The sequence below is a fragment of the Brevundimonas sp. NPDC055812 genome (assembly GCF_053616535.1).
Genome location: NZ_JBSHDX010000020.1, coordinates 1 through 1,250, shown reverse-complemented (window position 1 = coordinate 1,250; position 1,250 = coordinate 1). Strand labels below are relative to the sequence as shown.

The following is a 1,250-nucleotide window of genomic DNA, read 5'->3' as shown; positions in this document are numbered from 1 at the left end:
TTGGTCAGAGTGTAGAAGTCTGCGGCGGCGAAGCCCTGTTCGCGGGGGCCGTAGCTGGACTTCTTCGTGCCGCCGAAGGGGACGTGGTAATCGACGCCGGCCGTGGCCAGGTTGACCATGGTCATGCCCGCCTTGGCGCGGCGCTGGAAGTCGCGGGCGTGCTTCAGCGACTGGGTGACGATGCCCGCCGACAGGCCGAACTCGACGCCGTTGGCGACCGCCAGGGCCTCTTCATAGGAGGCGACGCGGATGGTTGAGGCGACCGGACCGAACACTTCCTCGGTGTTGATGCGGGCGTCGGCCTGGGTGTCGACGATCAGGGTCGGCTGGACGTACCAGCCCGGCTTGTCGAGGCTGAGACGTTCGCCGCCCGCCAGCACGCGGCCCCCGCCGTCGCGGGCGATGTCGATGTAGTCGTAGGCGGTCTGGCGCTGGGCCTCGGTCACGGCCGGGCCCATCTGGGTCGTCGGGTCCAGGGCGTCGCCGACGCGCAAAGCCTTCACCTTCTCGGCCAGGGCGGCGACGAAGCGGTCGTGGACGCCGTCCTGCACGATCAGGCGACTGGAGGCGGTGCAGCGCTGGCCGGTGGCGAAGAAGCCGCCGTCCAGGGCGATGGCCACGGCGCGCTCCAGATCGGCGTCGTCCAGCACGATCAGCGGATTCTTTCCGCCCATCTCCAGCTGCACGCGGGCCTGGCGCTTCATCGCCCCCTCGGCCACCCCGGCGCCGACCTTCTGCGAGCCGGTGAAGCTGATCCCGTCCACGTCCGGGTGGGCGACGATGGCGCGGCCGACGTCGCCGTCGCCGATGACCATGTTGACCACGCCGCCGGGCAGGCCCGCCTCATGCAGGATGGCGATCAGGGCCTCGGCCGTGGCCGGGGTGGGGCCGGCGGGCTTGATGACCACGGTGTTGCCGAAGGCGATGGCCGGGGCGATCTTCCAGGCCGGAATGGCGATGGGGAAGTTCCACGGGGTGATCAGGCCGAACACCCCGACCGGCTGGCGATAGGTCTGGATCTCGACGCCCGGCCGGGTCGAGGCCAGGTTCTGGCCGTGCAGGCGCAGGGCCTCGCCGGCGAAGAACTTCAGGATGCGGGCGGCGCGGGCGGTCTCGCCTATGCCCTCGGCCAGGGTCTTGCCCTCTTCGCGCGACAGCAGGCGGCCGACCGCCTCGCGCCGCTCCATCAGCAGGGTCCCGGCCCGGTCCAGGATGTCCGAGCGCACCTCGGGCGAAGCGTCGGCCCAGGG

The 1,250-nt window shown here is 71.2% G+C and carries 1 protein-coding gene; it reads right to left on the bottom strand.

Annotated features, from left to right (window positions below; translation table 11 throughout):
- On the bottom strand, nt 1-1,250 hold a 1,250-nt coding region (locus tag ACWGL1_RS16125), incomplete at both ends, for an aldehyde dehydrogenase family protein (protein ID WP_452112569.1).